Origin of the sequence: Paenibacillus sp. PK4536 (assembly GCF_028594455.2) — a bacterium.
GTDB lineage: Bacteria > Bacillota > Bacilli > Paenibacillales > Paenibacillaceae > Saccharibacillus > Saccharibacillus nuruki.
In genome coordinates, this window is the sequence record NZ_CP126313.1 from 3,468,888 (window position 1) to 3,495,137 (window position 26,250).

A 26,250-nucleotide genomic window follows, 5' to 3' on the forward strand; every position below is an offset into this window, starting at 1 on the left:
TAATGAAAAGTAAATCATCAATGATGAGCCGGGACTTGATCTCCAAAGCTTTACAGCAGTCCGTGATCAAATTAAATCCTAAACTAATGGCACGTAATCCAGTAATGTTTGTAGTAGAAGTAGGCTTGATTATTAGTTTATTGTTAATTTTTGTCCCTAATGCTTTTGGCGAATCGGTTTCAACAGGATTTAATATTGCTGTCGCTATTATTCTTTTGTTCACGATACTATTTGCGAACTTTGCAGAAGCGTTAGCCGAAGGACGAGGTAAAGCTCAAGCCGATTCCATGAAAAATACACAAAAAGAAATTATTGCGAATCGGATCGAAGGCGAGCAGATTGTCGCTGTATCTTCCACTCAACTACGTAAAGGCGATATCGTCAAAGTGGTACAGGGCGAAATGATTCCTGGTGATGGCGAAGTCATTAAAGGACTGGCATCTGTGGACGAATCAGCGATTACAGGCGAATCAGCTCCCGTGATCAAAGAAGCAGGTGGAGACTTTAGTTCTGTCACTGGTGGTACGATGGTGATTAGTGATGAGATCATTATTCGTATTACAAGCGATCCAGGTGAATCGTTTATGGATCGGATGATTAGTCTGGTCGAAGGTGCTGAACGTCAGAAGACACCTAATGAAATTGCGCTAAACACAGTGTTGATAAGCTTAACAATTATCTTTTTAATGGTTGTTGTTACATTGCCTTTTATGGCGAGCTACTTAAATATTGTTCTATCTGTACCTGTACTTATTGCGTTGTTAGTCTGCTTAATACCAACAACGATCGGTGGATTGTTATCTGCTATTGGGATCGCTGGGATGGATCGGGTAACACGCTTTAATGTATTAGCAATGTCAGGGAAAGCAGTAGAAGCTTCTGGTGATATCAATACGATTATTTTAGATAAAACAGGTACGATTACGTATGGTAATCGGATGGCTAGCGAATTTGTACCGACAGAAGGACATTCACCACAAGAAGTCGGCGAATGGGCAGCCGTAAGTTCTGCTTTTGACGAGACACCAGAAGGTCGTTCTGTTCTAGAATTGATGAAAAAGCAAAATTGGGAATATCCGCAATCGTTAAGCGAAGGCGCAGAGATTATCGAGTTCCGTGCAGAGACACGAATGAGCGGTCTGGATCTTACCGATGGTCGCAAAGTACGTAAAGGCGCGGTCGATGCAATCAGAAAATGGGTTGTGTCTCAGGGAGGAACTATTCCGGATAATCTACAAGCCAATAATGATGCTATTGCTTCTGCTGGAGGAACACCTCTTGCAGTGGCTGTAGATCAAGAAATTTATGGATTGATTTATCTTAAAGATACAGTCAAAGCAGGTATGAAAGAACGTTTTGAACAAATGCGTAGTATGGGTATCAAAACGATTATGTGTACAGGGGATAATCCACTAACCGCAGCAACGATTGCAAGGGAAGCAGGAGTGGATGATTATATCGCTGAAAGTACGCCGGAAGACAAAATAGCCGTTATTCGCCGTGAACAAGCAGAAGGTAAATTAGTTGCAATGACAGGTGATGGTACCAATGATGCACCTGCACTTGCACAAGCCGATGTAGGGATTGCGATGAATAGTGGTACAGTTGCTGCCAAAGAAGCAGCCAATATGATCGATCTGGATTCCGATCCTTCCAAAATTATCGAAGTGGTCGCTATTGGTAAACAGCTATTGATGACTCGTGGTAGCTTAACCACATTCAGTATTGCGAATGATATTGCTAAATATTTTGCAATTATTCCAGCGATGTTTATGGTGGCTATTCCGCAAATGCAAGTGCTGAATATTATGAACCTACATTCACCAATGTCTGCTATTTTATCAGCGCTAATCTTTAATGCCATCATTATTCCGATTCTGATTCCACTAGCGATGAAAGGTGTCGCTTATAAGCCAATGAGTTCTACCAAATTATTGCGTCGTAATCTATTTATCTATGGATTTGGGGGAGTAGTCGTTCCTTTTGTCGGTATCAAATGTATTGATTTGATTATGCAGACTTTTTTATAAGAAATAAGTTCAACGAACGATACAGATACTTTGAAATGACTACTAAGAAATGAAGGGAAAGAATAGGTATGAGAACGGTATGGGTGACTTTACGAACAAGTATCATTTTATTTCTGCTCTGTTGTGTGTTCTATCAACTAGCAGTTACAGGGGTTGCGCAAGCATTGATGTCCAAGCAGGCGGATGGAAGTCTTATTTATAATAGTAACAATCAGGTTGTTGGTTCTGAACTGATCGGACAATCATTTACAGAACCTCAATATTTCCAAGGACGGATATCCAGTATTGATTACAATGCGAATGGATCAGGATCACCAAACTTTGCACCATCTAATCCAGAATTGCTCAAACGCCTGCAAGAATCTGTAGGTACATGGCAAAAGCAAAATCCAGATGTTCCCGTATCTTCTTTACCGGTAGATTTGATCACCAATTCAGGTTCAGGATTAGATCCTGATATTAGCCCTGAATCCGCTAAAGCTCAGATTCCAAGAATTAGTTCATTAACAGGAGTCTCAGCAGATCAATTACAAGCTTTAGTTCAGCAAAATACATCATCCCGACAATTAGGTATATTCGGTGAACCAGCCGTTAATGTATTGAAACTGAATCTAGCTTTGCAAAAAGAGCTGTCTGCATCATGAATACTTTTCGTCGCAAAACACCTGAAGAATTGTTACAAATGATCACCAAATTAAAACAGGGACGTTTGAAAGTATATATCGGAGCCGTAAGTGGCTCCGGTAAAACGTACCATATGCTTCGGGATGGTCAGATGCTCCGTCAAGAAGGAATAGATGTTGTTATTTGTGCCGTATCTACCTTACAACGTCCGGAAACGATGCAACAATTAGGCGATCTAGAACGCATTCCAAGTATCCATTGGGTGAAAGAAGACAAGCAAGGGCAACAGTGGGAACAAAAAGATTTGAATCTAGAACAGATTATTATGCGCAATCCAGAGGTCGTTTTAGTCGATCATCTGGCTCATATGAATCGACCTGAAGCGAAGCATCGGACACGTTGGGAAGATATTCGTTATCTATTGGAACATGGAATCAGTGTGATGGTAACAGTTAATGTATATGAACTGGAAGGTTCGGCTCAATTGGCTCAGCAGTATATCGGCCGAGAAGTGGAATGTACGGTTCCTGCGGATACATTACACCAAGCCGATGAAGTTCGATTAATTGATGTCACGCCAGAAGTGGTGTTGCAACGTTATTCTGCTGGTCTGTTAGATAATAGTAGTGACCGTGCTTTTTTTGAACGTGGGAATCTGGCTGTGTTACGTGAATTAGCACTGCGTACTGTGGCAGAGGGAGTAGGCGGTACACTGGAGAAGCATCGTGCCGAACAAGGGCTAACCGGACCTACAGGAACAGCAGAACGTATTATGGTATCTGTGCAGTACCACTGGAATGGTTCTATTTATATCCGGCGTGGACAACAGATTGCCCGGCGGTTAAGTGGAGATTTGTTAGTTGTTTCTTTTCAAAATAAAGCACGTAAGCTCAATCGTGAAGAAGAAACATTCAAGCGTTCGATTCGTGAGTTATCGACTCAAGTGGGTGGCGTATTTGAAGAAGTGGCAATGATCTCTAAGCGCAGATTACCAAGACAAGTGGTACGTTATGCCAAAGAACACCAAGTAACACGAATTGTATTAGGACATTCACGCCAAAATCGCTGGCAAGAATGGATCAATCGTTCTGTGATTAATGGTGTATTGTTAATGACACGGGATATTGATATTTTTTTGATGGCAGATCGTGCAGAGCAAGAAGGAGAACGTATTTTACCTGCCAAAACAGCTAAAGTGAATGTTCCTAAAAAAGAAGATGTCTATCGTCGTTTACCTTCAGAAGAAATTGCTCGTCAAATTGACCATATTCGGCGCGGTACATTCAAAGTATATGTAGGAGCAGCACCCGGAGTCGGCAAAACATATACAATGCTACGTGAAGGTAACGAACTGCATCGCCAAGGTATAGATGTTGTGATCGGTTTATTAGAAACTCATGGACGACAAGAAACAGCAGATCAAGCGGCTTCATTGACATTATTACCAAAGCAAGTGATCAAGTATGGTGATCATCATTTAGAAGAATTAGATGTACAAAAGATTATTGAACGTAACCCAGAAGTCGTTTTGGTCGATGAATTAGCTCATACCAATGTACCGGGGAGCCGTAATAGTAAGCGATATGAAGATATCACAGAGTTATTAGCAGCAGGCATTTCAGTGATATCTACAGTCAATATTCAGCATTTGGAAAGCTTAAATGATGCTGTTGAACAAATCACAGGAGTTCGTGTACGAGAAACAGTACCGGATTCCATTTTGCATTTGGCAGATGAGGTAGAATTGATTGATGTTACGCCACAGACGTTACGCCAACGATTACAAGAAGGCAAGATTTACGCTGCGTCCAAAGTCGAACAGGCACTCAGTAACTTTTTCAAAATGGGTAATCTGATTGCTTTACGTGAATTGGCATTACGTGAAGTCGCTGATGATGTCGATGAGCGTTTAGAATCGTGGGAGCGTAAAGATTCATTGCGTGGCCCTTGGCAACGAGAAGAAATTATTTTCGTAGGTGTTAAATTAGATCATGAAGCAGAGCGTCTGATTCGGCGCGGATTCCGCATTGCCTATCGACTCAAAGCCAAATTAATCGTTTCGTATATTCATCTGGGTAGCGAGTTCTCACTGGCAGGTGTAATAGCGGACAAAGCAGATAAGTTGCATCATTTAACAGTACGTCTAGGCGGAGAATTTGAGATTCGCTATCAACCACTACGTCAACGTTTAGCCCAATCTATTGTAGAAGAAGCGCAATCGTACCATGCAACTCAGATGATTCTTGGACAGACAAGTACCCCACCTTGGAAAAGATGGGGCAGAGATTCATTATTGAAAAAAGTATTACGTTATGCACGCAATATGGATATTCTGGTGGTAGCAGATCGAGAAACTTAATTGTAGATAGATACAGATAATAATCTATTCACCTTTATAATCCAGAGGATACTTATTCAATCTCAATATCACCAGAAGACGTATTGGCTTTGATCATATAAGGACTATTTGTACCATTAGGTGGAACTTCCACATCGCCTGAGTTCGTATGGGCTTCATATGAACCTTCAAATTGATGGTTAGTGTGGATTTCAATATCGCCGGATTGAGCAGAAGCTTCTAGATTACGTGCTCCTTTTTGAAGAGTGATTAAGATATCACCAGATTGCGATTCGATATGACCTTCTCCGCCTAATTGCTGAATTTCGGTTTCACCGGAACTTGCGTTTGTATGAACATCTCCATCTAAGCGTTGCGCATAAATATCGCCGGAACCTGAAGCTAGATCGAGCGTAGAACCTTGCCAGTGTTCTAAGCGAATATCACCTGAAGAAGTAGCTAATTGCGTTTTGCCTTTCAAATCATAAGCTTTTACATCGCCCGAACTGGTTTGGAGTTGTATGTTGGTAGCTGTTACATTTTTGAGTGTTGTATGAGCAGATGATACATGCATATTAAATTGTTGCAATTGAGCTGGACCTGTTAAAGCAACTGTAATATGTTGAATAGCAGGTGTCACATCCCAATGGAATAAATTAAATCCATTACTTGTTTCTTTTAACGACAGTTGTAGGGTATCGTTTTGAATCGTTGTCTGTTGTAGTTGCTTGGAGATACCTTGATCTAGCTTACCTTCAAATTGAACAGTATCTTTACCATCTGTACTTGACACAAAATCCACCTGCACGTCATAAGCGGAATAGATACTTAATGCTTTCAATTGCCCACCAGATAATTCCCATATTTGTTTATGTACAAGAGAACCGGGTTTGCCACCTAATCCTAAATTATTAGAAGCTAGACCAATAATACCGGCAACAACACAGATAAGTCCAATAACGACACGTTTTTTGATGACTGTTTTCATAATAGTTCCTCCAGATTCATTGTACTTATCTTCTTCAGTCTGTATGTATTTTCCATATTTATATTTAGTCATACAAATAGTACAGTACTTATGATAACACAGTCAAAGATTTCATTTCTCAAAGATAGATATTAAAAAAATATAGAAAAAACTCCCTATCCGTAGAAGGAAGGGAGTTGAAATGTAACTGAGATGATTTACGTTCTCAAATGATTGATTTTAGAATGAATTACGAACACCAACATTATTGAACATCGCGTCAGTCCATTGACCTTTAACTGCATAGTTTACAGATGTAATCGTTGGAGCATTGGTACGCATACCGTTGTAGATATTTTGTACATCAGCTGTATTTAATTCAATATTTAATGAAGGGATGATGGTTACCGCTGGTTTTTCTTCAGTAGTTGTTTTAGCATTTGGCACTGTTGTTGCTAATTTAGCTTCTGTTGCTTTAAGGATACCATTGTTACTGTATACCCAATCCGCAGAATAACCTAAAGTTTGAAAATCAGCGATAGGAAGAATAAAGTCTACACTATCTTTAAATAATGAAATATCTTGGCTTGTACCTGTTAAAGTAGGAGATACCGTGAATACACCAAGTGCTAGATCAGGTTTGATTGTTGCGATATCTTCATTCACTGTTTTTACATAAGCTGCTAATTGCTCTGCTTTCCAAGTGTTCCAAGTGTTTAATTTGTTACTGTTGCTTTTCGTAAAATCAATCGTGTCTGGATCGAATCCATTAGCAGATTGGAATGCATTACGAGTAGAAGTATTCATATCTACACGATCGGTATCAAAATCAAGACCGCTTAATACAACGCCATCTACATTATAATTAGTTACGACTTCTTTAATAATAGAACGTTCGTACGTTTGTACATCAGGTTCAAAAGGATTTACATAGTAGGTACTTCCGTTCATACCTGTGTAAGCTGAAACTCTTCCTTTATCATTGATTGTACGCATTTGCCAAGATGAGTTTTTATCAATAGCCGCTTTATCTTGGAATTGTGGAACAACAGCGTTCACTTTGATTCCATATTGATGAGCTTCATCAATCACATCAGCCAATGCATCGAATTCTGTGAATCCAGTAGCTTCTTTCACCAATTCACTGTTATAGAAAACATAACCAGATGATCCATTCACATCGCTGTCTTGTTTGACTGTCATATTAATAACAGACACATGGTTACGAACCGCTTGTTTGATAAACGTATCCACTGTTGCTGCATTAGTAAAGTTAGCTTCTGTTTGAACTGTAATTTCACTTGTAAAAGGAGTTACCGTAGCAACAGCTTCTTCAGCACTAGCTGTTGATGTTTGCCAAGGCATAATCGTAAGAGCCAATAAAGCAGCAGATAAAGAATAAGTAAGTTTTTTCATAATAGTTAGATCCTCTCCGAAATACATGTGTATTTTTGCTGAAAGTAAGTTATTGTCAGTTATAAATAATGAATAACTTCTCAATTCAATTATTTTCCTATACGCTCTTATCTTTCGTAACTATACCATTATAATATGAATAATCAATGAACGACACCATGAGAAGTCTATGTCAATTGTCGCATTTAGACGAAAAACAGACATAATAGAGAAAAAGGTTCGCAGTTTTCCATGAGAATAATGATTTTTAGCCAAAATTGAATCAATTTGATTAGGTATACTATATAATACGTAACCTAAAGGTAAAAAGTTTCACATTTTAATGATATTTTCAAAAAAATTAAAAATCCACGCAAAAAAACCTTTATAAGTTCACTGAAGTCTACAAGCGCTTCAGTTCTTATAAAGGCTTTTTGATAGGAAGACTATAATCTAGAGATTATTCTTGAATCTCCATAAGCTCTAAATGAACATTGACGGTATCTTCCTCTGTAGTCAGCTTCGGTACAGAAGTCGAATAGTTGTGAATCGTTCCTTTGAAATGAAGATCGTGAGAAGGCACTTTAACATCAAAAGTCTGCCCGTATAAATGAGAAGTCACATCATGATACTCTTGATTGCCAGTAATGACAAAATCAAAAGTAAGAAGATGACGACTCTTTTCTTGAATCGAATGGCTGACCTGTTCATGTTGGAACTGTAAAGCATTCAATTGCAAAGTGTCTAAATAGACAGGAATCGCTTCTGTGGAACGAATAGACATGGTGTACCAATTCCTTTCTAGTGGTTAAATCTTAAGATCTAATAGGATATTCTCCACTATAACAAATAATAAAGCTTAAAGCTAAATAAGGTTGCATATTATTATGGGGTTGACCGCCACCTGTATTTTGTACCATGAGTAGATCCATAGGAACTGTAGAATTAGGTACAGCATATAGATTAATTTGTGATTGAGAAGGTCCTACTTTTGGAGATTGTGACCAAAGAGCATTATTTGGAGAAGTAGTATTGCCCGGAATAGCTTTGGCTTGTGGAATATGATTATGAAGAGGCATTTCTACTGCTGATAATGTCACTGTTTCTGTACCTGCTGTACTTGCGATAGGATGGGGAGTCAAGGCTGGGTTAGCACCTGTACCTTGATGCATAGGAACATTACCTTGCAAATTAGGTAATTTAAATGTATTTGGGCTTGTTCCTGCACCATAAATAGTTCCGATAACACTATAAAGTTGATTATAATTTGCTCCATTTAATTCTTGTCCTTGGCAAAAAAACCAGTCTTGGGGTGCAAAATTTCCAGCAAACATTCGAATTTCGCCTACAAATGGATCAGCCATAAGAGATACCTCCATTAATAATATGATGATTGCTTGTATTACACCTATAGATGTGAAACGTTCTATATCTATTAAGGACGAGGTGGATAAAGTCCGGTAGTGGCAATACAGATGGTCAGTGCCAAATAAGGTTGCATATTGTTATGACCTGTCCCTGTCCCAGCATTAGCAAGAGCATTAGGCGCTAATGTTACGGCTGTTGCACCTGTAGAAGGCTTATAAGTATTCGGCGCTGGTGTTGACCAAGCATTACTTGTTGGTGTTTTGGAAGAAGCAGTTGCAGAAGATGCTTTTATATTATGATTATGTTGAGGCATCTCAGTAACAGTAAGTGGATGATTGGCTTCGCCAGCTTTTTGACCTAATGCATATGTGGTTCCAGATGAATTAACTCCTGTTCCAAGTGGAACTTGTCCTTGTAAATTAGGTAGAGCAAATGTCGTTCTTCCATCTCCGCCGTAAACGACTCCTAATAATGAAAAGAGAGCAGAATTTTGATTGACAGGTAGTAATTGTCCATTACATGCTAGCCATCCTTTTGGAACAAAATCATAAGGAAATATCCGAAGTTCGCCTAAAAACGGTTCCATAGTATAATCCTCCTCTAAATAATAAATTAGGGTCTTGATGGATAGATTCCAATTAAGCTGATAATGAATGAAATAGTGAGAGAAGGCATCATATTACTATGTGATTGACCACCGCCGTTCATAGAAACTGCTGTAGAATCCATTGGCGTTACATCTGTTGTGGTGACATTAGAATAAAGGTTAGTTGCGGTTGAAGCCCATGTATTATTTGCAGGCGTATTGATAGTAGCTGTATCGGATGTGGCTTTGACGGGATGAGTATGTGGGGGTAATTCACTCGTTTGTAGCGTATTTGTTTCTGAACCTGATTTCTGTCCCAAAGTATAAGTTGTACCTGTATTTGTCCCAATATGAATAGGCAGACGACCACGTAAATCAGGTACAGCAAAATTAGTCTGTCCATCTCCACCATAAGTAGTTCCTAATAATGAGAATAAAATGTCATATTCACTGATACTAAGTAATTGTCCATCGCAAAAAGCCCAATTTTCAGGAGCATAATTGCCAGCAAACATTCTTATTTCGCCTACAAAAGCTTCACTCATCGTCTTCACTCCTAGCATTTAGATTAGTGAGATATAGTTGATTGAAAAGAGGACGGTATCCATTCCATCGATAAATAGACTGGATCTGATTGATAAATGTTAAATCCTAAGCGGTCATACAATCGTTTTGCTGGATTATCTACAGCTACTTGTAAACGAAGAGGAATCTTGTGTTGTTGTGCTTCTAGTTGTAATTGCTTGAAAAGGAGTGTGCCAATACTAAGATTGCGGAAAGTTGAGGAGATCAGAATATCGATAATGTGTATTTCTTGAGGTGTGTAATCGATCATACAAGAACCTACAGCTTGTTCTTCGTGTAAAATAACAAATGTTTGAAGATTAGGAAAGCTATGCAGATAGCTTTGATTTTTAGAATTCCACTGCATAGAGATAATACTATTTTTAAAATGAATATCGACGTGATACAATTCTAATTCTGCTGTTTTCTGTGCTTCAAATAATTTGAATAAAAAGCTCGCATCTTGCTCTGTTGCGGCTTTTAAAGGCATACTTGGATCGCTCCCTTCTTCAAGATACCCTCATTCTAATCAAAATTCCGAAAATATTCCACTAAACACATAATATATTTATTTTTCATAAAAAAATCTATTTTTTTTGTCAAAAATAAACTATGTTATATGTAAGATTATTTGTGCTTCTGTTATTGATGATGGTAACGCTTATGATTTGCAGATAGAAGGGGGTAAAACATTGACAAAACCTATTTATTTTAACAGGTATAAAAGATTTTTTTGTATGATGTTAGCCTTAATTCTAGTATTGACTTCGAAAGGGTGGTCAGGTAACAACGTAGCTTCTGCGGCTACCACATGGACAACAGTGACATCTGATACCAATCAAGCCATTTATAAAGTTGCCTATGGAAATGGAATGTGGGTAGGTTCAGCTGAAGGTGGCAAAGTGGTCACTTCTACTGACGGAGCTACCTGGACAGAACGTACAGTCGATACTGCCCCAACACCTTATACCGAATCTTTTTTGAATGTTACGTATGGAGGAGGAAAATGGGTAGTTGTTGGTAATGCAGGTCATGTTTTCACTTCTAGTGATGCGATAAATTGGACAGAACACAGTATTTCTACTGTTAATAATTTAAGTGGTGTTACCTATGCTAATTCTACCTATGTGATTGTAGCCAATAGCGGCGATATTTATTATTCCTCAGATGCTATCACATGGACAAATACAAAACCTGCTTCAGATGATTTTTTAGGAGTTGCTTATGGGAATAACATCTTTGTAGCCGTAGGTGCGAATGGAATAGCTTATAGTTCACCAGATGGTGTAAATTGGACCAATAGAGGACCGATTGCAGGAAGTAGCTCCTTATATTCGGTTAGATTTTTAAACGGTTCTTTTTACGCAACATCAGATGGAAAAATAATAACATCTACCAATGGGACAAGTTGGAATGCTCCTCAACCGATTTCTGGAGCGTCAGCAACTGTTTTTTATGATATTGCTTATAATACTGGTAAATATGTACTTGTTGGAGACATAGATGGAACTTTTACAAATGGAGTTATTTTGACTTCGAGTAATGGTACATCATGGACTTCTGAAACACCGAATGCAACGCCCGTTTTGTATGGAATAGCATCAAGCAGTAATCAATTTACAGCTGTAGGTGATGCAGGAAGCATTAGAACTCAAGCTATTGCACCAGCAAGTACTGATGCTACACTTAATGCTCTTTCGATCAATCAAGGAATATTATCTCCAACCTTTGCCTCAGGCACTACAAGTTACACTGCAAGTGTAGCATTTGGTGTCACTACTATTAATATCACCCCAACAGTCAATCAAGCGAATGCTACTGTCAAAGTGAATGGAACTGCTACTACGAGTGGAACAGCTAGAACGGTATCTTTATCCGTAGGAAGCAATCCGATTCCAGTAGAAGTAACAGCACAAGATGGAACAACGACCAAAACGTATACCATCACGGTTACACGAGCAGGCCCAAGCACCAATGCCAATTTAAGTAGTCTAGCGATTAGTCAGGGAACGTTATCCCCATCGTTTGCCTCAGGAACAACAAGTTATACAGCTAACGTAACTAATAACGTTACGAGTCTAACGGTTACCCCAACAGTAGCCAATAGTAATGCAACAGTTACAGTAAATGGAGTTACGGTAACCAGTGGAAATGCTTCAGGAAGTATTGCTCTTGCAGTAGGCAGTAATATGATTACAACTATAGTTACAGCGCAAGATGGATCAACAACTCAGACATATACAGTGACTGTGACTCGTGCGGCAGCCCCAAGCACCAATGCCAATTTAAGTAGCCTAGCAATTAGTCAGGGAATGTTATCCCCATCGTTTGCCTCAGGAACAACAAGTTACACGGCTGACGTAGCTAATAATGTCACCAGTCTAACGGTTACTCCAACAGTATCTAACACCAATGCAACTGTTACGGTTAACGGAGCAACAGTGACAAGTGGAAATGCTTCAGGAAGTATTGCTCTTGCGGTAGGCAGTAATACGATTACAACGGTAGTCACTGCAGAAGATGGGACAACAACTCAGACATATACAGTGACTGTGACTCGCGCAGCACCTCCAAGTACAAATGCCGATTTAAGTGCACTATCCATAAGTTCGGGAACACTGTCTCCTGCTTTTGCTTCAGGAACAACCAATTACACCGCTAGTGTGAACAATGCAACAACAAGTCTTACCATAACGCCCACATTAGCAGATGCTACAGCAAGTGTAACCGTGAATGGAGTCGCAGTAAGTAGTGGAAATGCTTCAGGAGCGATTGCATTGAATGTAGGTAGTAATACGATTACAACGGTAGTAACCGCACAAGAGGGATCAACAACCAAATCGTACACAATTACTGTCACTAGAGCAGCAAATAGTAATAATAATTTAGGCGGATTATCCATAAGTTCGGGAACCTTATCTCCCACATATAACTCAGCAACACCCAGTTACACGGCTAGTGTGAGTAATGCAACAACAAGTATTACAGTCACACCGACTACAGCAGTTAATACAGCAAGTGTGACGGTGAATGGAAATGCCGTAACCAGTGGAAATGCTTCACAAAGTATTCCATTAAATGTAGGAAGTAATACCATTACAATTACTGTAACCGCGCAAAATGGTTCGCCTAAAACGTACACAATTACTGTCACTAGAGCAGTAAGCATTAATGCTAATCTAACTAATTTGGTATTGAGTCAGGGTATATTATCTCCAACATTTGCCTCAGGAACAACCAGTTATACAGCTTCTGTTGGTTATAATATAAGTAGTCTGACTGTCACACCAACGGTAGCGGATAGTGCAGCAAGTGTGACTGTAAATGGAGTTGCGGTAAGTAGTGGAAATGCTTCACAAAGTATTGCATTAAATGTAGGAGACAATACCATAACCACTATAGTCACTGCGCAAGATGGAACAACGACCAAAACATACACTACTACAGTAACACGGGCTGCTGCAACGAATAATGCTAATTTAGCTAACTTATTGATCAGTGCAGGTACATTGTCGCCAGCATTTGATGCGACAGTTACGTCTTATACAGCTTCAGTCAATGATGCAACCAGTAATATTAGTGTTACGCCGACGACAGATGATCCTAATGCTGTAGTGAGAATCGATAGTAATTTGGTTACAAGTGGTACTGCAACAATAGTCGGTCTTGCTACAGGAAATAATAGTATTGTTATTGAAGTGACAGCATCAGATAATTCGATCAAAACGTATACTCTTCAAGTGAAACGTCTTCAAAATCCTAATCTAAGTAATTTAACGATTAGCGCTGGGACATTGAATCCTGTGTTTGATACGGCTACAACATCATATACAGCTACAGTTAATTATTCATCTTCCACCATTCAAGTCACACCAACAACCATCACTACACCTCAACAATTAACAGTAGCAGGGATAAATGCTACTAGTGCTACAGCAACGACTGTTCCTTTGGCTGTAGGAAGTAACACGATTCCAGTTGTGATTACGATGACAGATGGAACCACACAAACGTATACGATTACAGTTACCCGTAACAATATTAGTGATGCCGATGCTGTAAGTGAAGCATATAATACATTAGTGATTGGCTATGCAGCAGGAGACAGTGAGAGTTCAGTGACGCAGAATCTTACGTTGCCTACCACAGGAATTAACGCTACTACTGTCAATTGGACCACAAGTAATCCAAGCGTGATACAAAATAACGGAACAGTCACGCGTCCATCTTATCCTAATCCTGATGTGACCGTCACTCTGAATGCATTGATTCAGAAAAATGCAGCACTGTCGATTAAAACATTTACCGTAGTAGTCAAATCTCTTCCAATTACGGATGTACAGGCAGTAGCTGAAGATATGAATGCTTTGCAAGTACAATATGCAAATGGCGATACTGCCAATGCAGTCACCCAAAATGTAGGACTTGCTCTAACAGGAAATAATAATACCGTTATTACATGGGAATCAAGCAATCCACAACGAGTAAGTTCTACAGGTACAGTCACACGCAGTACCTATAGTGAAGGTGACCAGAACGTTCGCTTAACTGCTCAAGTCCAACGTGGAAGTGTTATAGATACCAAAACATTTGATCTGATTATCAAAGCTAAATCCGCTTCAAGTGGAAGCAATCTCAAAGGATTAACCGTTAATGGACTTGTATTCAGTCCAGTATTTAATCCAGAAATCAATAATTATAATATGAGTGTAAGTAACGCTACAAACAATATTACGGTTACAGCATCGGTATATGATTCAGATGCAACGATAACCGTTAATGGTAAAGTACTTGCAGATGCAGGAACATCGGATCCAATTGCTTTGTCTGTAGGAGAGAATGTAGTTACGATTATCGTTACTGCTCAAAATGGTGCTACACAATCGTATACGATCACGATCAAACGTGATAAGAAATCGGACTCTGGCTCAGGCGGTGGCGGATCGAGTAATCCAGATGATTCTAGTACGCCGGGCACAAACCCAGGTACAACAGAACCTACAACGCCATCTACATCAAGTGGTTTTGAAATTATCGTCAATGGACGACAAATTGAACAAATCGCTACAGGAGTATTAAATCAACAAAATGGTCAATCTGTTTTTACAGCCACAGTAGATACCGATAAATTAGGCAACTTGTTAGCCAATGAAGGCAATGCTCCACAAGTTATTATTCCTGTCAAAGCGAGTGCTGACAAGATCAATACTGTATTAACTGGGGAAGCAGTACAGATTCTTGCAGGTGCACAAGCAACTTTACGTATTGAGACTGTACTAGGCAATTACACATTACCTTCTACTCAATTGCGTATTCAACAATTAGCAGGGGAACTTGGTAACAATGCGAATTCAGCACAGCTAGAAGTCAATGTCACTATTACTCGTAGTACAGATGCAGTGATTAATGCACTGAATAATCGTGCTGCTCGTGATGGATTTATAGTAGCGGTAGCTCCAGTAGACTTCAATGTTACAGCTACTTACAATAATCAGACGTCAGCGGTGAATGAATTTACCACTTATGTCAAACGCGAATTACCAATTCCAGCAACATATGATCCTAGTCGTATTACAACAGCTGTTGTTGTCGATGCACAGCAAAATATTCATCATGTGCCTACTGCGGTTGCTAAGCAAGGCGAAGCTTATTATGCAGTCGTTAACAGCTTGACCAATAGTAATTATGGTCTCATCTGGAATCCAGAAGAATTATCAGATGTAGCTAATCATTGGTCGAAATCAGCGGTAAATGATATGGCTTCACGTCTTATTGTCAATGGAGTGGATGCAACTCATTTTAATCCGAATAGCAATGTGACAAGAGCAGAATTTGCAGCTATTCTAGTGCGTGCTCTAGGTTTATCGGATACAGGAACCTCTTCCAAATTCACAGATGTATCGACATCTGATTGGTATATGGGTGCTGTAACTGTCGCTAATAAGTACAACTTAATCGATGGATATGAAGATGGTACATTCCGTCCAACTCAAACGATTTCTCGTCAAGAAGCATTTGTGATTCTGAACCGGGCGATCGCTATTGTCAAACTACAACAAACAGCAGGTAGCGCTACATTAAGCAGCTATTCCGATCAAAACAAAGTAGCCACTTGGGCACAGACAGCCACTCAAGCAGTGTTGTCATCGGGTGTAGTTCAAGGGAATGGCAAATTACTGAACCCAACAGGTCAAATGAGTAGAGCAGAGACAGCAACCGTTATGCAACGTCTACTCAAATTAGCTAAATTAATCTAAGATGGTGCAGATGATAGGCAATGTTCAAATAATATAGTATATGTACAAAAAAGAATCCTTTAGGCAATTTGCTAAAGGATTCTTTTTCTTTTGGAAAAATGTTGCTCAAATAACGTTCACTTGATTATGACTTAGCATTATTTTGCTGAGTAATTGTTGAAATAATTTCTTCTATAGAAAGAACACCTAGATCAGCGCCGCCATGTTGACGAACAGAAGCAGAATTAGCATTTTTCTCATTTTCACCAACAACCAAGATATAAGGCGCTTTTTGCATTTGAGCTTCACGCATTTTGTAACCTAACTTTTCATTACGAATATCGATCTGAACACGAATACCTGCTTGGATCAATTGTTGTTTCACTTGCAATCCATAATCAATATAATGTTCAGAAACAGGTAGGATTTTAATCTGCACTGGAGCTAACCAGACAGGGAAAGCACCTGAATAATGTTCTGTTAGTATACCTAGAAAGCGATCGATCGAGCCATAGATCGCGCGATGAATCACAACAGGACGATGCTTGAGATTGTCTTCACCGATATAAGTCAGATCGAATTTTTCAGGCATTTGAAAATCAAGTTGGATAGTACCGCATTGCCAGCTACGTTTGAGCGCATCTAGAATATGAAAGTCGATTTTGGGACCGTAAAAGGCACCATCACCTTCATTAAGTGTATACTCAATTCCTCGATGATCCAGCACATTACTTAGCGCTTGTTCAGCCTGATCCCATAACTCATCTGCACCCATATAATCTGCTGGACGAGTCGATAATTCGATTTTGTAATCAAATCCAAATACTTTATACATATCATCGAGAAGTGTCATCGCCTGATTGATCTCATCTTCAATCTGATGTGGCATCGCATAGATATGAGCATCATCCTGACAGAAAGTACGCACACGCATCATACCGTTAAGCGCACCGGAGAATTCATGACGATGTACCTGACCGAACTCCATCATCCGAATAGGAAGTTCACGATAAGAATGCAGATCATTTTTATAGATCAACATATGTCCCGGACAGTTCATCGGTTTCAAAGCAAATGCTTCTGCATCCACAGGAGCAAAATACATATTGTCTTTGTAATGATCCCAGTGACCGGATTGTTCCCAAAGTCGCTGATTCATCATTAGCGGTGTACGAACTTCTTGATAGCCATTTTTCAATTGCATGTCGCGTGAAAAGTTCTCCAATTCTGTCCGCAAAGCCATTCCTTTAGGCAAATAGAACGGCATACCGGGTGCTTCTTCTGAGAACATAAACAAATCCAATTCTTTTCCCAGTTTGCGATGGTCTCTTTTTTTCGCTTCTTCTAGCATATGAAGATGTTCATCCAATTGATTTTTTTTGGCAAAAGCTGTTCCATAGATACGTTGTAACATTTTCTGATTAGCATCACCGCGCCAGTAAGCGCCTGCAACATGCAATAATTTGAATACTTTTATTTTGCCAGTGGAAGGAAGATGAGGACCACGACAAAGGTCGAAAAATTCACCTTGCTCATAGATTGAAATTTCTGCGTCTAGCGGCAGATCGTGAATTAACTCTAATTTATAAGGATCATTGATGTCTGTAAAAATAGCCAATGCTTCTGCACGACTAACGACTTTACGGACGATCGGCAAGTTTTCATTGATAATCTTGTTCATTTCTTTTTCAATATCTCTTAATTGTTCTACAGACAAAGGGTTAGCAATATCAATATCATAATAAAATCCGTCTGCAATCACAGGACCAATGCCTAGCTTCACTTGTTGATCACTATAAAGGCGTTTAATCGCTTGTGCCATTAGATGAGCAGTGCTATGACGATAAATGGCTAATCCTTCAGCATCATCCAGTGTGATCATCTCAACCGCACTATCTTGATCAATGATAGTATTGAGGTCAACCAGTTGATTATTGATCTTGCCGGCAATGGCTTGTTTGCCAAGACTTGTGCTGATCGAAGAAGCGAACTCAGCGATAGATACAGGTGAATCTACAGAACGGATCGAGCCATCAGGTAAAGAAATGTGAATAGACATTATAGATTCCTCCAATAATTAGAATAGTAAGCGCAAAAAAGCACACTGTCCCAGAAAGGGACGAGTGCGCTTGGCTCGTGGTTCCACCCTAATTTGACCTCCCTGTAGAAATAGCTAAATACGCTATGATCATGCAGAGAAAAGTCCTCATTGGAATCCATTAACGGGGATTAGGCGGTACTATCTAATAAGATGATCACGATGTACCATCTGTTCAATACTACGGCTACAAAGGGGTAATTTCACATTTGTCGACTGAAAAAGCTCTCAGCAATCGCTTTTCTCTCTGGGCAGTGCAGAATATGAATCATGTCTTTGGTCAAAGCCTGATATTTATTTGGGATGTGCTATTGATTCCTGATTATAGGAGTGTGATTGCCAAAGGTCAAGACTAAATTTGGAATGAATGTAACGTAATGAGTACAAATGCATAGAAAAATAAAATTTATATATTAAATAATTTCAATATATGCAAAATTCGAAATAGATTTGAATAATAAAATAATTAAAATATAACGAGACAGTTAGCAAGTTAGCAAATACAATAAATACATGAAACAGAAAATAAAATCCAAAAGGGGAAAGAAGTATGATGTTAAAATTCACTAAAATAAGTATTTTTTTAATTTTAAGCATGTTATTATGCTTATCAAATAATCAAATTAGTGCTGCAGTATCTTCTCAAAAAATGATTGAAATATCTGTAGACTTCAATGGAAAATTGATTAAAAAACACATGGGATACACTAAAGATGGATATTTGATGTTACCTTTGAATGATATCCTTCAAGAGTTTGATTTTAAAACGAAATATTATAAAGAGTATGAATTTTATACTTTATACACAGATGATTCAATATTTTATATTAGTATCGACAAAACAGGTATAGCTCCTTCTAATGCGAAATGGACTGGATTTCCTGTAGAGGGAGATATGATAAATGGTACACTTTATTTGCCAATTATTAGTGTTTTAAACGGGTTGAATTGTTATCCTAATTACAATAGTTCAGAAAAGTATTTGAGTATAGAAACTTGGGGAAAACATGATGAATCAGACTTTTATAACATACTTAAACAATATTATGGAGATGGTAGTCGTTATCCAGACCCTTCTATTTTAGATCAGGATATGCAAAAAAAGTATTTTATCAAATTCCTCCTTTTTTAAATGATTTTGTATGGAATATCAAGCCTAATATTTACAAAGTAGATTATATTCAAAGAAATAAAGCAATCATTTATGTAGAAGGAACAATAGAATCTAACGTTCTTGTTAAAAAAATAAGTACTAAATTAACCTTGCTAGATCGTGGAAAAGGTTGGAAAGTACTAAGAGGTTATGGTGATGAATATATTGGGTATATTCCAGATACAGCTGTATCTATTAAAAAAACTACTCAATCAAATCAAAAAGATATGATTTCAAAAATTGAGAACGGATTCAAAAACTTTATTCAATCGTATAACGATCAGAATTTTCTAATGTATCTATCTTCACGTTCCACTCCTTATTTAAACTATTTAAAAGATTATGCTAAACGCCCGGGACATGAAGAAAATTATAAAATATATATCCAAAATCAATTGTATCGCAATAGCGAAAGTTATGGAAAAGGTATAAAAGTTAATCATTCAACAGTATGGTATATTAGTGAAAAGCAAGCTATGCTAACTACTAAAGTTACTTCTGTGGATGTAAAAGGCTGGGATAAGAACAGCAACAAAATCTACGGAGAAGTAATAAAAGAATGGATTATCAGTATGGATTTAGAAAAAGATGGATCATGGAAAGTTGGGAAAATTGAAAAGTACCCTGATCATTCTATGGAATAACCAAAGGAGTAGTAGACGATGAAGCTGAACTGTGCCATTCTTGATGATTACCAACATGTTGCCGAGCAGATGGCAGATTGGTCAGTGATCGAATCTCAAGTTAATATTCATAGTTATCATGAATATTTTGAAGATCGAAATGAATTGATTGAAGCGATTCAGGATTATGAAATTCTAGTGATTATGCGTGAACGTACCAAGTTTCCAGAAGATGTATTGCGTAAATTGCCTAACCTCAAATTGCTAATTACCACAGGCATGCGTAACGCTTCGATCGATCTCAAAGCAGCAGGAAAATTAGGTATTACCGTCTGCGGAACCAGGGGGAAGGGTGCTGCACCAACCGAATTAACATGGGCACTTATTCATGGGTTATCCCGTCATTTGATTCAAGAAAATGAAGCGTTCCGTAATGGTGGCGCATGGCAGAGTACGATAGGTGTTGGATTGCAAGGTAAAACATTAGGATTATTAGGGCTTGGTAAAATAGGTCAACAGATGGCGCTGATCGGTCAAGCGATGGGTATGCATATTTTGGCATGGAGTGAACATTTAACACCAGAGCGAGCAGAAGCAGTAGGTGTGCAATTAGCCACTTCCAAAGAGCAATTATTAGCAGAAAGTGACTTTCTGTCGATTCATTTGGTACTCAGTGATCGCACACGTCGCATGATTGGAGCGCAAGAGTTCGCTTTGATGAAACCATCTGCTTACCTGATCAATACATCGCGTGCAGGTATTGTCGATCAGACAGCGATGATTGAAGCTTTGCAACAAGGAATCATTGCCGGTGCTGGACTGGATGTATTTGATACAGAGCCTTTGGCAGATGATCATATTCTGCGCAAATTACCTAATGTATTAGGAACACCACATATTGGTTATGTATCGGAAGATAATTATAAGTGCTTTTATGAAGATGCTGTAGAAGACATCCAAGGATATCTTAATAACGATATACAGCGCCAACTTATCTACGTACGCAAATAAAGATACAATCTATAAAAGTATAATATTTTCTTTTTTTCCTTATATATACCAAGAAAGTATTATATTATTGATCTGAAAATGAATAGAGAGCTCCTCAAAAAGTCTAAGATATAGAAAGTCACTTTTTACGTAAAGAAGTGATATTTTCTATATCTTAGACTTTTTTTGTTATAGATTGTATCAACGCATTGGTATCACTATTTATACATATTATACTATTTCATTATATGAAAAATTCATAATAGAAAAACCCAAATAAGATCACCCGTGATACTATCAGCAAGTTATTTCAATAGAGCACCTGCACGTATCAAAAGCTACCCTAATCCATATTCAAAAACAAGCAAAAAAACGACCGCTTATCTGTAAGAGATACAGCGATCGTTTTTAATACATTTTTTTAACATGAAAAGTATGTCTACAAAATCTTATTTAAGCAAAAGTATAAAAAAGAAGGACATCTAAGCCTAAGATCAACTTAGAACAAAAACAGTACTTACTTAGAATCTCCATTTAAATAATTAAAGAATGGGCCATCTACCCAGAATTGATAACGATCGACTTTCACGGAAGGATCAAGTGCTTTGAACCCAGCAGCTACAGTAGCCGATTTGTCATTAAGAGAGAAGGATTGTACATAATAATTACCTTGTGTGATTTTATTATTACTAATCACATCATAATCTTTAAGAGCCGTTTGAGAATAATACAGTGGTTGCCACCATGAGCTATAGATCAATCCTTTTTGATCTTCGCTATCTTTTTTAGCATACGCCAGAATGACTTTTTGGAATTTGTTTTTGTCAGCTGTATTAGCAAATTCAAAAGCTAAATCGTATTCTTTAGCATTAGCAATATAGTTACCGTTAGCAATTTGGGAGACATGATAATCTTCAGTAGATTTGGGTTCTCCCCATTCTTTCAAATAAATGAAAGCAGACGTTTTTGGTTCGAATTGTACTTTAGCAGAAATACCTTCACTGCGAAGTAAACCGATCAATTGCACAGCATGTTTGATATCGTCATGACCATAATTAAGTGATAATGAATCAATAAAGTTAGCTTCATAACGGTTATCTTTGACATTGTAACCTGTTACCAAATTTTCTTCTAACGCTTTGTTCGCCAGTTCTTGCAGTTCAGGAGCTTGAATAAGGCGGGAAGTGTTATAAGCATCTTGTAATTTGGCATAAATATCATCATCACTGGTGTAACCCAGATAGTGTTTATACTGTCCTTTGAACTTTAATACCTGTCCGAGTACAGTTTCGACAAATGTAGCCGACGGAGAAGCGGTATGAGCAGCCTGTACGGATGAATAAAGAGACTTAGGTAGCAATCCGCTATCGACAGCTACAGCCAGTTCCTGACCTGCTTGTGTAGATAAGGTAGAAGGTTGAATAGAAAGCTTGGCAAGAGCTATTTTTACTTTAGCCGGAGGATATGTATATGCGAGTTCTTTCAGACCCGCCGCTTTGACTGCGAAATAAATAGCCGTGCGCGCATCTAATTTTTGATTAGGATGAACGGTTGTACCGGAGAGGATATCATTTTCAGACAAAGCAGCTGCTGCGTTGTACCATTTATTACTGGTTGGTACATCTGTAAATTTAGCTTCAGATTTCTCAGGAGTTAATTGCAAGGCTGTTGCCAAGTCTTGGATATATTGACCACGTGTTACTCCATTATTAACAGAAATCTTGAATTTGGATTGCAAAAATTGCGAGTACTCCGAAGCACTAACGTCATGCTGGGATACAACAGCAGTCGCTGCATAACTAGTACTGCTATATAATACAGGTGAAGCTACAACAGAGACGGCGAGTGTCCAAGCAATAACAGACTTACGAAGAACAGATTTTTGCAGAAATGCTGTAGAAAATGGTAACATTCTTAATCCCCTCCAATTAATTCCATAAATCCTATAGGTTTTATGAGAAATATTATTCTGAATCATAATATGGAGGGTACGAACTGTCAATCAAAATAAATGTGATCTCTTAAATAGATAATAGAGTTGACCGATATTAAAATGATAACGATAAATTTATTTGAAATCATTGTTGATTGATGTAATACCAATACATAAGGTACAAGGGGAACATAAATTGCTTCAGGTTATTGATTGTTGGAAACGTGCATGGGCTTATTATGATGATGTAGATAAAAGTATGGATAATCTCTATGAAAGTATAAAGAAATTAGAAATACAAGCGGAATAAGATATAAAACAAAAACTCGCTATTCGATCCGAATCATCTTCACCTCGAAGAATTCAGAAGAAAGCGAGTTTTTGTTATTTATAATATCGGAGAAAGCAGACGAGCGAACGATTCAAGCATCCGTTGATACAATGGACGATTTTCGTAATCAGCCAGTGTAAGAACTTTACTATCCAAAATATCTTGTAAAAATAGTTCTTCCAACTTGGCAGCCGTTTCACTATCATATACAATCGCATTCACTTCAAAGTTAAGCTTATAACTACGAATATCCATATTGGCTGTACCGACAGAAGCGATCGTACCGTCGATGACCATTGTTTTGGCGTGAAGAAATCCTTTTTCATACAAATAACAACTAACATTCAACTCTAACAACTCACGTAAATAAGAGTAAGAAGCCCAGTAGACCATTTGATGATCTGGTTTTTTGGGAATCATTAGATGCACTTGCACACCTGAGAGCATGGCTGCTTTGAGCGCAGTAACCATACTTTCATCCGGTATAAAATAAGGTGTCTGGATCATAATACTTTTTTTCGCTTCATAGATCATTTTGATATACGAATATTTAATCGTCTCCAAGCTACTATCCGGGCCACTGGATACAATTTGCATTCCAATATTACCCGTAAAAGGCTTAGTTACAGCAAACAACGAGTAGTCTTCAGACATCGGTGTATTTAATGCCAGATGCCAATCTCGCAAAAAGTGAGTCTGCATTTGTAAAATCGAGGAGCCTTCCACACGTAAATGAGTGTCACGCCAGTAACCAAATCGTTTTACTTTACCCAAGTACTCATCGCCTACATTAAAGCCACCAATGTAACCACAATCCCCATCAATAATAACCAATTTGCGGTGATTACGATAATTGAGTTTGAAGTTTACTTTAGGAATACTGGGTGGGAAAAAGGCAGCGGCATGACCACCGGCTTCACGAAGCTCACGGATAAACTTTTTGTTTACTTTTGAACTACCCCACGCATCATAAATTAGACGTACAGTAACCCCTTCACGAGCTTTGGCAGTTAAGGCATCAATCAGCTTACGACCCAATTCATCACGCTGAATAATATAATACTGAATATGAATATATTGTTTGGCATTCGCAATATCTTCAAATAAAGCGTCAAACTTTTCATTACCATCAGCAAAAATACGAACCGTATTATCTTGCGTGTATAACGCATAATTACTGATCAAGTTCATATGCACAAGCTCATGATAACGACCGATCGAAGGATCATTGAACGAGAAACTTCTAGAGTGAAATTCCTGACGCTGATCTTCAACAACCGATTCGATAATAGATCTGAATTCTTTACGCAATCTGAATTTTTTGACCCGACTCAAATTCTGACCAAAAAATAAATAGACCATAAACCCAACGACCGGTAAAAACACCAGTATCATTAGCCATGCCCATGTTGCTCCAATATTACGCCTTTCCATAAACACAATAAAAAGAGCGAAAAAGATATTAATCGCGATAAAAATCCAGGAAAGATGCGATAAAATAGACATTCACCGTTTCCCACCTTAGATATGTAATAGAGTTCACCATTCAGCATACCAAAAAATAAGATATTACACACTATAAAAAGAACAACTGCCTACAAAAGCTGTTGATCCAGCTCTATAGGCAGTTGTTATGTGATCTGATCTTATTATAAATAAACTAAATTTTGATATGATGATCGGCAGGTTCCGCAGGTTTACTACGCATATACCAGATTAACATAATGAAAGACAATACCGTCATCGTTAACAAAACAACATAATTCATACGATAGATGCCTGAAGCCGATTCAAATGGATTACGTGCGATCAATAATCCGAAAACAGCAGTAGCTGTAGCACCACCGAAAAATTGTGTTAACTGAAATACGCCTACACCTGAAGACAATTGCTTGCGTGGAAGCATACGAGACACTTCATTTTGCAAAGATGCACCTACAGCTGAGAACGAAGAAGCCAGTAGCATGTAAGCAACCATTAAGATATAAGGAGAGAACGTTAAGAAGCCGATTAACCCAGCAAATGTCACGACCATAATAATATAACCGATAAAGGATAAACGATAATTACCATACTGATCGATCCATCGACCGATAATAGGGGTCATAATCGCTGACAAAATAGCACCCGGGAATATCATTAATCCACTAAAAGAAGCAGATTGACCAAATACTTGATTAAGCACTAATGGAATAAGGAACACCATTCCTAAGTTAATGGCAAAACAGCAAAACGACATAAACAACATTTTACGATAAGCGGTATTGCGGAATAGCTCTGGTAAAATAAATGGATTGGAAGATCGACGTAAATGAAAGACCAATACAATAAAAGCAACAATAGCTATCAATAGATTGACCCACGATAAGCGACCAATACTTAATAGTAGAGATGGAATAACGATGACCAGTAATCCTGCACCGACAATATCGAACTTCTGATCCTTTTTAAAAGAAAACTCTTTTTCAGAAGGAAGCATTTTCCAATACGCAGGAACAAGTAATACAATCAATCCAGTGACCAAAAATAAAGAATTCCAACCTAAGCTATCTGTTAAAATCCCACCGAGTACAGGGCCGATACCAAAAGCAAGCGAACCACCAGCTGCAATCAATGAAATCGATTTGCCACGTCGATCATTTGGAACATAACGGGTAGCAAGTACTAATCCTAATCCTTGCATAGGCCCTGCACCTGCTGCTTGTAAAATACGAGCCAACATAGCCATAGGGAAATTATTCGCTGTAAATCCGATCACACATGAAGCGACCAATAACAATATTCCAACCATTAATAATTTACGAACAGGATACCAATCAGACAACCGACTGAAAATAACAACCGATAACGCAAAGACTATCGAATATCCTGAAATTAGCCATGAACCTAGAGAAGAGCTAATATGTAAATCAGCAAGAATACGCGGTAAAGAAACGTTGAACATCGTTGTGTTCATAACAACTAGAAATATGCCAGCTGCCCACAACGGAATGACTACTTTATCTCTCATTCAC

18 protein-coding genes are annotated in these 26,250 nt (G+C 38.3%); 7 read left to right on the forward strand and 11 right to left on the reverse strand.

Annotated elements, in window-relative coordinates; all coding sequences use genetic code 11:
* Positions 1 to 2: 2 nt before the first annotated feature.
* The 3 genes from kdpB (at position 3) to PO903_RS15585 (ending at position 5,013) form a co-directional block, all read left to right on the forward strand.
* Positions 3 to 2,030 (forward strand): potassium-transporting ATPase subunit KdpB, encoded by a 2,028-nt coding sequence (gene kdpB, locus PO903_RS15575; protein WP_069328192.1) that lies wholly within the window; start codon positions 3 to 5, stop codon positions 2,028 to 2,030.
* Positions 2,031 to 2,098: 68 nt separating this feature from the next.
* Complete coding sequence (kdpC, locus tag PO903_RS15580; RefSeq protein ID WP_273593878.1) at positions 2,099 to 2,674, forward strand: potassium-transporting ATPase subunit KdpC; 576 nt, start codon at positions 2,099 to 2,101, stop codon at positions 2,672 to 2,674.
* Positions 2,671 to 5,013 (forward strand): histidine kinase, encoded by a 2,343-nt coding sequence (locus PO903_RS15585; protein ID WP_069328194.1) that lies wholly within the window; start codon positions 2,671 to 2,673, stop codon positions 5,011 to 5,013. The genes kdpC and PO903_RS15585 overlap by 4 nt, the downstream gene beginning before the upstream one ends.
* A gap of 52 nt (positions 5,014 to 5,065) precedes the next feature.
* On the opposite strand, the gene PO903_RS15590 is transcribed toward PO903_RS15585, so the two are convergent.
* The 7 genes from PO903_RS15590 to PO903_RS15620 all read right to left on the reverse strand — a co-directional run bounded on the left by PO903_RS15590 (position 5,066) and on the right by PO903_RS15620 (position 10,362).
* Positions 5,066 to 5,980 (reverse strand): DUF4097 family beta strand repeat-containing protein, encoded by a 915-nt coding sequence (locus PO903_RS15590; RefSeq protein ID WP_273593879.1) that lies wholly within the window; start codon positions 5,978 to 5,980, stop codon positions 5,066 to 5,068.
* Between the two features lie 219 nt (positions 5,981 to 6,199).
* On the reverse strand, positions 6,200 to 7,375 hold the full coding sequence (locus PO903_RS15595; protein WP_069328196.1) for a family 10 glycosylhydrolase: 1,176 nt from the start codon (positions 7,373 to 7,375) through the stop codon (positions 6,200 to 6,202).
* A gap of 439 nt (positions 7,376 to 7,814) precedes the next feature.
* Positions 7,815 to 8,138: a DUF3219 family protein gene (locus PO903_RS15600; RefSeq protein WP_083243540.1), complete on the reverse strand. Its 324-nt coding sequence runs from the start codon at positions 8,136 to 8,138 to the stop codon at positions 7,815 to 7,817.
* 31 nt (positions 8,139 to 8,169) lie between these two features.
* On the reverse strand, positions 8,170 to 8,718 hold the full coding sequence (locus PO903_RS15605; protein ID WP_273593880.1) for a phage tail protein: 549 nt from the start codon (positions 8,716 to 8,718) through the stop codon (positions 8,170 to 8,172).
* Positions 8,719 to 8,789: 71 nt separating this feature from the next.
* The gene (locus PO903_RS15610) at positions 8,790 to 9,308 is read right to left on the reverse strand and encodes a phage tail protein (protein WP_273593881.1); all 519 of its coding nucleotides are present in this window, start codon (positions 9,306 to 9,308) and stop codon (positions 8,790 to 8,792) included.
* Between the two features lie 26 nt (positions 9,309 to 9,334).
* A complete protein-coding gene (locus PO903_RS15615; RefSeq protein ID WP_273593882.1) occupies positions 9,335 to 9,853 on the reverse strand; it encodes a phage tail protein in 519 nt (172 codons plus the stop codon).
* A gap of 23 nt (positions 9,854 to 9,876) precedes the next feature.
* Positions 9,877 to 10,362, reverse strand: a complete 486-nt coding sequence (locus PO903_RS15620) for a GNAT family N-acetyltransferase (protein WP_273593883.1) — start codon at positions 10,360 to 10,362, stop codon at positions 9,877 to 9,879.
* A gap of 247 nt (positions 10,363 to 10,609) precedes the next feature.
* Between PO903_RS15620 and PO903_RS15625 the strand changes: the two genes are divergently transcribed.
* Positions 10,610 to 16,129 (forward strand): cadherin-like beta sandwich domain-containing protein, encoded by a 5,520-nt coding sequence (locus PO903_RS15625; RefSeq protein WP_273593884.1) that lies wholly within the window; start codon positions 10,610 to 10,612, stop codon positions 16,127 to 16,129.
* A gap of 124 nt (positions 16,130 to 16,253) precedes the next feature.
* On the opposite strand, the gene thrS is transcribed toward PO903_RS15625, so the two are convergent.
* Entirely contained in the window at positions 16,254 to 18,167 is a 1,914-nt protein-coding gene (thrS, locus tag PO903_RS15630; protein ID WP_273593885.1) for a threonine--tRNA ligase, read from the reverse strand.
* A gap of 589 nt (positions 18,168 to 18,756) precedes the next feature.
* Between thrS and PO903_RS15635 the strand changes: the two genes are divergently transcribed.
* The 3 genes from PO903_RS15635 to PO903_RS15645 all read left to right on the forward strand — a co-directional run bounded on the left by PO903_RS15635 (position 18,757) and on the right by PO903_RS15645 (position 20,993).
* Positions 18,757 to 19,338 (forward strand): hypothetical protein, encoded by a 582-nt coding sequence (locus PO903_RS15635; protein ID WP_273593886.1) that lies wholly within the window; start codon positions 18,757 to 18,759, stop codon positions 19,336 to 19,338.
* 131 nt (positions 19,339 to 19,469) lie between these two features.
* Entirely contained in the window at positions 19,470 to 20,003 is a 534-nt protein-coding gene (locus PO903_RS15640; protein ID WP_273593887.1) for a hypothetical protein, read from the forward strand.
* 18 nt (positions 20,004 to 20,021) lie between these two features.
* Positions 20,022 to 20,993 carry a D-2-hydroxyacid dehydrogenase family protein gene (locus PO903_RS15645; protein WP_273593888.1) on the forward strand — a complete coding sequence of 324 codons (972 nt, stop codon included), beginning with the start codon at positions 20,022 to 20,024 and terminating at the stop codon, positions 20,991 to 20,993.
* Positions 20,994 to 21,489: 496 nt separating this feature from the next.
* Here the strand turns inward: PO903_RS15645 and PO903_RS15650 are convergent, their stop codons facing one another.
* The 3 genes from PO903_RS15650 to PO903_RS15660 form a co-directional block, all read right to left on the reverse strand.
* Positions 21,490 to 22,884: an S-layer homology domain-containing protein gene (locus tag PO903_RS15650; RefSeq protein WP_273593889.1), complete on the reverse strand. Its 1,395-nt coding sequence runs from the start codon at positions 22,882 to 22,884 to the stop codon at positions 21,490 to 21,492.
* Positions 22,885 to 23,293: 409 nt separating this feature from the next.
* On the reverse strand, positions 23,294 to 24,742 hold the full coding sequence (gene cls / locus PO903_RS15655) for a cardiolipin synthase (RefSeq protein ID WP_137224981.1): 1,449 nt from the start codon (positions 24,740 to 24,742) through the stop codon (positions 23,294 to 23,296).
* Between the two features lie 154 nt (positions 24,743 to 24,896).
* Positions 24,897 to 26,246, reverse strand: coding sequence for an MFS transporter (locus PO903_RS15660; RefSeq protein WP_069328207.1), 1,350 nt, complete (start codon positions 26,244 to 26,246; stop codon positions 24,897 to 24,899).
* Positions 26,247 to 26,250 lie beyond the last annotated feature (4 nt).

Excerpts from the sequence above, each read along its gene's own strand:
- kdpB (WP_069328192.1), top strand. The coding sequence starts at position 3 with ATGAAAAGTAAATCATCAATGATGAGCCGGGACTTGATCTCCAAAGCT.
- kdpC (WP_273593878.1), top strand. The coding sequence starts at position 2,099 with ATGAGAACGGTATGGGTGACTTTACGAACAAGTATCATTTTATTTCTG.
- PO903_RS15585 (WP_069328194.1), top strand. The coding sequence starts at position 2,671 with ATGAATACTTTTCGTCGCAAAACACCTGAAGAATTGTTACAAATGATC.
- PO903_RS15590 (WP_273593879.1), bottom strand. The coding sequence starts at position 5,980 with ATGAAAACAGTCATCAAAAAACGTGTCGTTATTGGACTTATCTGTGTT.
- PO903_RS15595 (WP_069328196.1), bottom strand. The coding sequence starts at position 7,375 with ATGAAAAAACTTACTTATTCTTTATCTGCTGCTTTATTGGCTCTTACG.
- PO903_RS15600 (WP_083243540.1), bottom strand. The coding sequence starts at position 8,138 with ATGTCTATTCGTTCCACAGAAGCGATTCCTGTCTATTTAGACACTTTG.
- PO903_RS15605 (WP_273593880.1), bottom strand. The coding sequence starts at position 8,718 with ATGGCTGATCCATTTGTAGGCGAAATTCGAATGTTTGCTGGAAATTTT.
- PO903_RS15610 (WP_273593881.1), bottom strand. The coding sequence starts at position 9,308 with ATGGAACCGTTTTTAGGCGAACTTCGGATATTTCCTTATGATTTTGTT.
- PO903_RS15615 (WP_273593882.1), bottom strand. The coding sequence starts at position 9,853 with ATGAGTGAAGCTTTTGTAGGCGAAATAAGAATGTTTGCTGGCAATTAT.
- PO903_RS15620 (WP_273593883.1), bottom strand. The coding sequence starts at position 10,362 with ATGCCTTTAAAAGCCGCAACAGAGCAAGATGCGAGCTTTTTATTCAAA.
- PO903_RS15625 (WP_273593884.1), top strand. The coding sequence starts at position 10,610 with ATGATGTTAGCCTTAATTCTAGTATTGACTTCGAAAGGGTGGTCAGGT.
- thrS (WP_273593885.1), bottom strand. The coding sequence starts at position 18,167 with ATGTCTATTCACATTTCTTTACCTGATGGCTCGATCCGTTCTGTAGAT.
- PO903_RS15635 (WP_273593886.1), top strand. The coding sequence starts at position 18,757 with ATGATGTTAAAATTCACTAAAATAAGTATTTTTTTAATTTTAAGCATG.
- PO903_RS15645 (WP_273593888.1), top strand. The coding sequence starts at position 20,022 with ATGAAGCTGAACTGTGCCATTCTTGATGATTACCAACATGTTGCCGAG.
- PO903_RS15650 (WP_273593889.1), bottom strand. The coding sequence starts at position 22,884 with ATGTTACCATTTTCTACAGCATTTCTGCAAAAATCTGTTCTTCGTAAG.
- cls (WP_137224981.1), bottom strand. The coding sequence starts at position 24,742 with ATGTCTATTTTATCGCATCTTTCCTGGATTTTTATCGCGATTAATATC.
- PO903_RS15660 (WP_069328207.1), bottom strand. The coding sequence starts at position 26,246 with ATGAGAGATAAAGTAGTCATTCCGTTGTGGGCAGCTGGCATATTTCTA.